The 6,206-nt window shown below is 70.1% G+C and carries 7 protein-coding genes; all 7 read right to left on the reverse strand.

Annotated features, from left to right (window positions below; genetic code table 11):
* Window positions 1-121: 121 nt before the first annotated feature.
* The 7 genes from ACFU5G_RS16135 to ACFU5G_RS16165 all read right to left on the reverse strand — a co-directional run bounded on the left by ACFU5G_RS16135 (window position 122) and on the right by ACFU5G_RS16165 (window position 5,984).
* Window positions 122-820 carry a hypothetical protein gene (locus ACFU5G_RS16135; RefSeq protein ID WP_377246528.1) on the reverse strand — a complete coding sequence of 233 codons (699 nt, stop codon included), beginning with the start codon at window positions 818-820 and terminating at the stop codon, window positions 122-124.
* On the reverse strand, window positions 817-1,566 hold the full coding sequence (locus ACFU5G_RS16140; protein WP_377246531.1) for a hypothetical protein: 750 nt from the start codon (window positions 1,564-1,566) through the stop codon (window positions 817-819). The genes ACFU5G_RS16135 and ACFU5G_RS16140 overlap by 4 nt, the downstream gene beginning before the upstream one ends.
* Window positions 1,563-2,201: a hypothetical protein gene (locus ACFU5G_RS16145; protein ID WP_377246534.1), complete on the reverse strand. Its 639-nt coding sequence runs from the start codon at window positions 2,199-2,201 to the stop codon at window positions 1,563-1,565. Before ACFU5G_RS16145 ends, ACFU5G_RS16140 begins: the two co-directional genes overlap by 4 nt.
* Window positions 2,201-3,634, reverse strand: a complete 1,434-nt coding sequence (locus ACFU5G_RS16150; protein ID WP_377246537.1) for a hypothetical protein — start codon at window positions 3,632-3,634, stop codon at window positions 2,201-2,203. The genes ACFU5G_RS16145 and ACFU5G_RS16150 overlap by 1 nt, the downstream gene beginning before the upstream one ends.
* A gap of 92 nt (window positions 3,635-3,726) precedes the next feature.
* A complete protein-coding gene (locus tag ACFU5G_RS16155; RefSeq protein WP_377246540.1) occupies window positions 3,727-4,008 on the reverse strand; it encodes a hypothetical protein in 282 nt (93 codons plus the stop codon).
* A gap of 5 nt (window positions 4,009-4,013) precedes the next feature.
* A complete protein-coding gene (locus tag ACFU5G_RS16160; RefSeq protein WP_377246543.1) occupies window positions 4,014-4,310 on the reverse strand; it encodes a WXG100 family type VII secretion target in 297 nt (98 codons plus the stop codon).
* Between the two features lie 237 nt (window positions 4,311-4,547).
* Window positions 4,548-5,984: a lipase family protein gene (locus ACFU5G_RS16165; RefSeq protein ID WP_377246546.1), complete on the reverse strand. Its 1,437-nt coding sequence runs from the start codon at window positions 5,982-5,984 to the stop codon at window positions 4,548-4,550.
* Window positions 5,985-6,206 lie beyond the last annotated feature (222 nt).

The raw sequence follows: 6,206 nt of genomic DNA on the forward strand, positions 1-6,206 counted from the left end.
TGGAAAACAGCGCGATCGTACACGAACCGGACCCTCGGTGGGTGAACTTCGGGTGACTTTGCGAGGAGGCCTGCGTTGTTGACCGATCCAAGGGATAGCGCGGGTCTGATCATGCGGATGATCATGCGGATCCCGGGACCGTGCGCTCCGGCAGACCCACCGGTTCGGCACCCGCTCCGGTCCAGCGGAAGGTGGCCATGACCGCGTCGAAGAACTCGACCAGGACCCCGGCGAGCCGCTCGGTGCCGGGCGTGTCCCAGACGGCGCCGAAGGACAGCACCAGCCAGTCCCCGGCGGCCTCGTCCCGCGAGACGACGTACGTGACCTGGCGCGTCCCGGCCACCGGTCGCCCGTCCGCCCACGCCACCTCGCCCACCGTGCTCGCCAGGCGAACGCCCGGACGTCCGTCGAGCTCGACGGACGAGCTCTCCTCGTGCGCGTCGCCCAGGATGCTCGCCGCCACCTCGACCGGGCTCTGCCCGACGACGCCGAAGAGCTCGGTCTCGACGATGGAGGCGGGGATGGCCATCCCCGCCATCGTCGCGGTCGGGAGGTACACCGCACCGGTGCCTGCCGCGCCGAACGCTTCGCGCAGCGAGTCCCGCAGCACCTTCCGGTGCGAGTCCGCGTCGGCTCGCGCCGCCGGGTCCGGGAACGGGTCCGGGAACGTCCGCGCGACCACCTGGTCCACCGCGTCGTCCAGCTGGTGCCCGCGCCCGTCCCCGGTCGGGAACCGCGCCCAGCCGGCAGGAAGCAGGAAGGCCCACTTGTCGGTCGGCTTCCCGTCGGCCGGTCCCGTCTCCCGGCGGTCCGCCGTCACCGGGCCACGCCCGTCACGTCGGGCGCGGCGCCGGGGGCGCTCGGCTCGGGCAGGTTCGGCTCGGGCAGGTTCGGCTCGGGCAGGTTCAGGGGGTTCGCGCCGGGGCCGACCCACCGGAAGGTGGTCATGACGGCGTCGAAGAAGAAGACGAGTGCCTCGGCGAGCTTCTCGCCCTCCTCGCTGTTCCAGACGGTGCTGAACGACAGGAGCAGCCACTCGCCGTCCGCCTGGTCGCGGGACACGACGTACACGACCTGGCGGGTCGACGCCACGGGGAGATCTCCGTCGGGATGCGCGTCGAGGGTGGTCTCGACGACGCGCACGCCGGGCCGGCCGTCGATCTCGACGAGCTGGCTCTCCTCGTAGCCGTCGGCAAGGACCTCCGCGACCACCTCGAGCGGGTTGCTGCCCGGGTCGCTCACCAGCTCGAGCTCGGTGAGCGACCCGGGGATGATCACACCGTTCATCGGCTCCGTGGGCAGGTACACCGCCCCGGCCCCGGCGGCGCGCGCGTCGGCGAGCGACGCGCGCAGCCCGTCGGCGAGCATCCGCCGGTGTGGTTCGGCCGAGTCGCGCGGCAGGTCGGCCGGCAGGGCGCGGGCGACCACCTCCTCGATCGCCTCGTCCAGCTCGCGGAGGTGCTCCTCGGCGGTCGGGAAGCGCACCCAGCCAGGTGGGAGCAGGAGGGCCCAGGCGTCGGTCGGCCTGCCGTCGACGGGCTGGTCGGGCTGGGGCTGGTCGGTCACGGTGCGCTCCTGATGATGCTTACGGCCGGCAGCAGCTCGTCGAGCAGCTCGATCATCGCCGGGGCGTTGAACAGGTTCTGCGAGCGCCACTGGAGCACGGTGTCGACCACGGCGTCCGGGTGCTCGGTCCGCCGGCCGACGGCGACGCTCATCCAGGCGCCGCCCGTCTCGGGGTCGAGGTCCAGGCGCGTCACGCGCAGCCCGTCGCCGTCCGGCAGGTCGAGATGCTCCGTCTTCGGCGGTGCGACGGGGTAACCGCCGGTGCCGCCGAGCGCGGTCATGAGGTCGTCCCCGGGATCGTCCACGGGTTCGAGGCCGACCGTGACCAGGACCGGGATCGGGGCCTGGTCCGGCACGCCGAGGGCTGCGACGACGCGGGCGCCTGCGTCGACCACGCCGTCCGCGAAGGCCCGGAGGTTCGCCACGGACTCAGCGGCGGCCTGCTCCCGCAGCGAGTGCAGTACCCCGTCCGGGTCCTCGTCGGTCTCGGGTTCGTCGTCGAACGACGCGCGGACGAGGTCGGTGACCTCCCGCTCCCATGCGTCGAGCAGGTCGGGGGGCAGGGTCGCGGCCGTGGGGACGAGCAGCCAGCCCTCGGGCGGGTGGACCTCCCAGGTCCATCGGGCGTCCGCCATCAGACCGGGTTCTCCAGGGTCGGGCCGGAATAGTTGGCGTCGTGCCAGCCGGTGTTGTTCTTCCGTATGTCGGTCGGGTTCAGGAAGGACGGGTTCATGAAGCTGAACGGACGACCGATCCAGCTGAGCGTGTAGGCGACGGGCCCGATGTACATCCACGGCTTGATCTGGAAGATCGGGCCGAGCAGGCCGATGTTGCCCGCGATCTTGCTCACGTCCTTGATGTCGCTGATGCCGATCAGCCGGTCCCACCGGTAGTTGCCCGGGATGCCCTTGAAACCGTCGGCGAACTGCGCCTTGAACCTGCTCACGTCGGACTTGAAGACCCACTTCGGCTTCGTGACGACGTGCCACCAGCCGGGGCTCACGCTCGTCTTGTTGAGGAACGTCGCGATGTTCTTGATCTCGAGGCTCACCTTCGAGAGCCGCTCGCTGAAGATCTTGCTGGCGTCCAGCCGCATGTTCTTGTTGCTGATGTTGAGGAGGCGCAGGTTCTTCGCGAAGTCGACCTGCAGCCTCTCCAGCTTCGCGGGCCCGCCCTTCGTCAGCCCGAGCCCCTGGACGCCCTTGAGGTTGCTCGCCATCTTCGCCGCGAGGCCGATCCCCACGAGGCTGACCACACCGAGGATGACGCCGAGCCAGCTGCCCTCTCCCTGAGCGGCCAGGACGATGCCGGCGAGCACGGAGATCGCGGTGGCCACGACGCCCATGAAGGTGACCCAGCCCAGCCCCGGCACGAGCAGCGAGAGCACGGCGAGCGCCATCCCGATGTAGGTGAGGATCTCGACCAGCGCCTTCAGGAACTTGTTGAGCCGGTGCACGAAGGCGTCCCAGCCCGAGGTGTGCAGGTCGTCGACCTTCCAGTTCTCCCGGATCTTGGCAGCGGCGGTCTCGGCGGCGACCCTGAGCGTCTCGAGGGCGTCGGCGACCTTCTTCTTGGCCCCGTCGAGGCTCGAGCTGGCGGCACCGATCGCTGCCGTGCGGTCCGACGACGCGGTCTTGTCCTTGTCGGTCAGCGGCGGGGCGTCGTCCGGCCTCGTCTCGTTGACCGGGTCCGGCATACCTTCCGCGTTCTGGAGCTCGCGCGACGCCTTCTCGGCGTCGGTCAGGGCGTTCCAGGTGTCGGTCCGGGCGGTGGTCAGCGACGGCTCGTAGGCGTCGAGCGCCGAGTACACGTCGGCGTACCGGCCGGCCGCCTTGTCGAGCGCCCCGGCACTCTCGCGGGCGCGCTTGCGCATGGCGTCCGCGGACTGTCCCTTGAGGAGACGGACGTCGCCGTCACCGATCTTCTTGAGCAGGGCTGCCTGCTCGGTCATCGCCTCGGAGATCTTCTTGTAGTGCGCGATCACCTTGTCCAGCTCCGAAGGATCGGCCGGGACCGGGTCCGAGTCATGATCGACCAGTGGCCACTCCCCTTGGCGGGCGGCGCTCATCCGTCTCCTCTTCTGCTGCTGTCACATGTCTGCTGTCACATGGCGGTGGCTGCTGCCGGTGCGGTGGCTGCTGCCGGGGCGCCGGCGGGCGCCTACTTCTGGTCGAAGGTCGAGGCCAGCTGGTCCTCGGTGTCGGTCCAGGTCTTCGCGGCCTCGTCCATCTTCTTCGTGAGGTTGTCGAGCTGGTCCTGGAGCTTCTCCCGCTTGACCCACCAGTCGTCGATGAAGTCGTCCATCGCCTGCTTCACGATGTCGTGGCCCCAGATCGCGCCGCCGTCCCACAGTTTCGACATGTTCTTGAACTCGTCGTTGATGGCCTTGAGATCCTTGGCGGAGTCCTCGAGGACCTCCTTGGTGACGACCAGGTCTGCCATCGCGGTTACTTGTTCAGGGCGTTCGCGAGCTCTTCGTCGGTCTTGCGGAGCGCCTCGGCGGCCTGCTTGAGGTACTCACCGATACCGGTCAGACCCTCCATGACCTGCTTGCCACCCTTGTCGAGCTCCTTGTACGACTCGTCGAAGCGCTTGGAGGACTTGTCCGTCACGTAGCCGTCCTGGACCAGGTTGTCGACCAGCGTCCGCAGCTGATCCAGCTTGGCCTGCATGTCGTCCGACTCCTGCTTGATGCGCTGCGACGCATCTTCCATCTGCTGGTAGGTCACATTGATGTTGGCCATGACAGAACCCCTCGGTTGTCGGTTGCTCGTGCCTTGCGGCTGGCTCACGTACTCCGCAATCGTCATCAACCGGACTAACCGGACGGCGACGCGCGCGTGAACAGCCGGGGAACGGCACGCGGCATGGCGACGACGGGCCCGGGGATCACCCCAGGCCCGTCGTCGGTCGTGCGAAAAGTGGCTCCTACCTGCGCTTTTGCATGGACTTCAGGATCAGCAGAGCACTGAGCAGAGCACTCAGCAGTGCCCCAGGAAGGGCCGGTCCTTGAACCTCCGGTCGAGGAACGTGATGACGCCGGGCGCCCCGGTCACCATCGTCGAGACGTGCTCGCCGAGGTGCCACTCCCACTGGACCTCCGCGCCCGCGGCGCAGTACTCGTCGCGCAGGGCGCGCGCCTGGCCCGGGGCGACGATCTCGTCGAGGGTGCCGTGGAAGAGCCGGATCGGGACGTCGGGCGGGTTGGCGCCGAGCCGGTTCTCGTCGAGCCGGGCCTGCCACTGCGGCGACCGCAGCGGGTTCGTCGTCGTGAACATGCCGATGTCCTGGAACGCGTGCGGCAGCGTGGCCTCGACGCACGCGTCCTTCTCGCGCTCGTAGGTCTCGCGGCCACGTTCGTTCAGGTAGGACTCGAGGTCCAGCTCCGGGTAGGCGGCGTCGAGCCCGTAGGCCGCGAACAGGAGGAACCCGAACCCGACCTTCCCGTCGAGCCCCTCGGCGACCTCGGTCAGGTCGGCGGGCACGCCGCCCGCCGCGACGCCCACCAGGTCCAGCTCGGGCGCGTACTCGGGCTGGAGCTCGCCCGCCCACATCGCTCCCCCGCCGCCCTGGGAGTACCCGGAGAACGCGACCTTGCCGCCGGCCTCCAGGCCCGTGGCCGGCAGGTTCGTCGCGGCCCGCACGATGTCGATGACGGTGCGCCCCTCGGACTGGCCCACCACGTAGGTGTGCCCGCCCGGCGTGCCGAGCCCCTCGTAGTCGGTCACCACCACGGCCCAGCCGGCCAGCAGCATCGGCTCGATGAACGGCCGCTCGTAGTCGAGCCAGCGCGACGGCGCGCACGTGTCGCCGACGCCGCGCGTGCCGCTCGCCACGGAGACGATCGGCCGCGGACCCTCACCCCGCCACCGCGTGGTGGGCACCAGCACCCGGCCGGTCACCGGGATGTCCTGCCCGGTCGCGTTAGTCGAGTGGTACATCACCAGGTAGTTGCGGGCGGTGAGCTGCCGGGGCTCCTCGCGCCACCGCACGATCTCGCCGTCCGCGCCGTCGGGCAGCGGGGCGGGTGGGATGTAGAAGTCGTCGAGCGGGACGGCCTGATTAGGGATCACGGGGACGTCGGGGACGTCGGAGGTGCTGGAGGCATCGGAGGCGTCGGAGGACTGGTCGGACGCCGACGCCGGGACGGCCGCCACTGCGGGGAGGGCCAGCACGGTCAGGGCTGCGACGACGGCGGCCCAGCGGAGCCGGGCACGGTGTCGGCCCGGGTCGGGTGCGGGGGACGACGCCTGGGGCGGAGCGGGTGGCGGTGCCTGGAGCGGAGTGGCGGGCGACACCTGGGGCGGAGCGGCAGGCGGCACGGAAGCCGGCAGCGCAGGCAGACCTGCCTGCGGGGCACCGGGCGGGCCGACCGGTGAGGGCGCGGACGAGGCGTGCGAGTCGTTGACGAGCGGCATCGGATCTCCTCGGTGAGGTCCTCGGGCGCTCGGCATTGAGCACCCGGGCCCGCGGGCGGGCCGCTACTGACTCTAACCGCAATAAGGCTGGCGGCACAGGCCCCACTCAGGAAAGGTCCTACTCAGGAGGGCCCACTCAGGAGGTCCCACTCAGGACAGGTCCCGCTCAATGACTTCGGCCGGTTGCGCTGAGACCGGTCGGTTGATTGACCGGTCTCAGTG

The organism is Promicromonospora sp. NPDC057488 (genome assembly GCF_042802395.1).
In the GTDB taxonomy this organism is placed as follows: domain Bacteria; phylum Actinomycetota; class Actinomycetes; order Actinomycetales; family Cellulomonadaceae; genus Promicromonospora.

What these genes read in the sequence shown, in the direction of transcription:
- ACFU5G_RS16165 (WP_377246546.1), bottom strand. Translation starts at nt 5,984, where the DNA reads ATGCCGCTCGTCAACGACTCGCACGCCTCGTCCGCGCCCTCACCGGTC.
- ACFU5G_RS16145 (WP_377246534.1), bottom strand. Translation starts at nt 2,201, where the DNA reads ATGGCGGACGCCCGATGGACCTGGGAGGTCCACCCGCCCGAGGGCTGG.
- ACFU5G_RS16150 (WP_377246537.1), bottom strand. Translation starts at nt 3,634, where the DNA reads ATGAGCGCCGCCCGCCAAGGGGAGTGGCCACTGGTCGATCATGACTCG.
- ACFU5G_RS16160 (WP_377246543.1), bottom strand. Translation starts at nt 4,310, where the DNA reads ATGGCCAACATCAATGTGACCTACCAGCAGATGGAAGATGCGTCGCAG.
- ACFU5G_RS16155 (WP_377246540.1), bottom strand. Translation starts at nt 4,008, where the DNA reads ATGGCAGACCTGGTCGTCACCAAGGAGGTCCTCGAGGACTCCGCCAAG.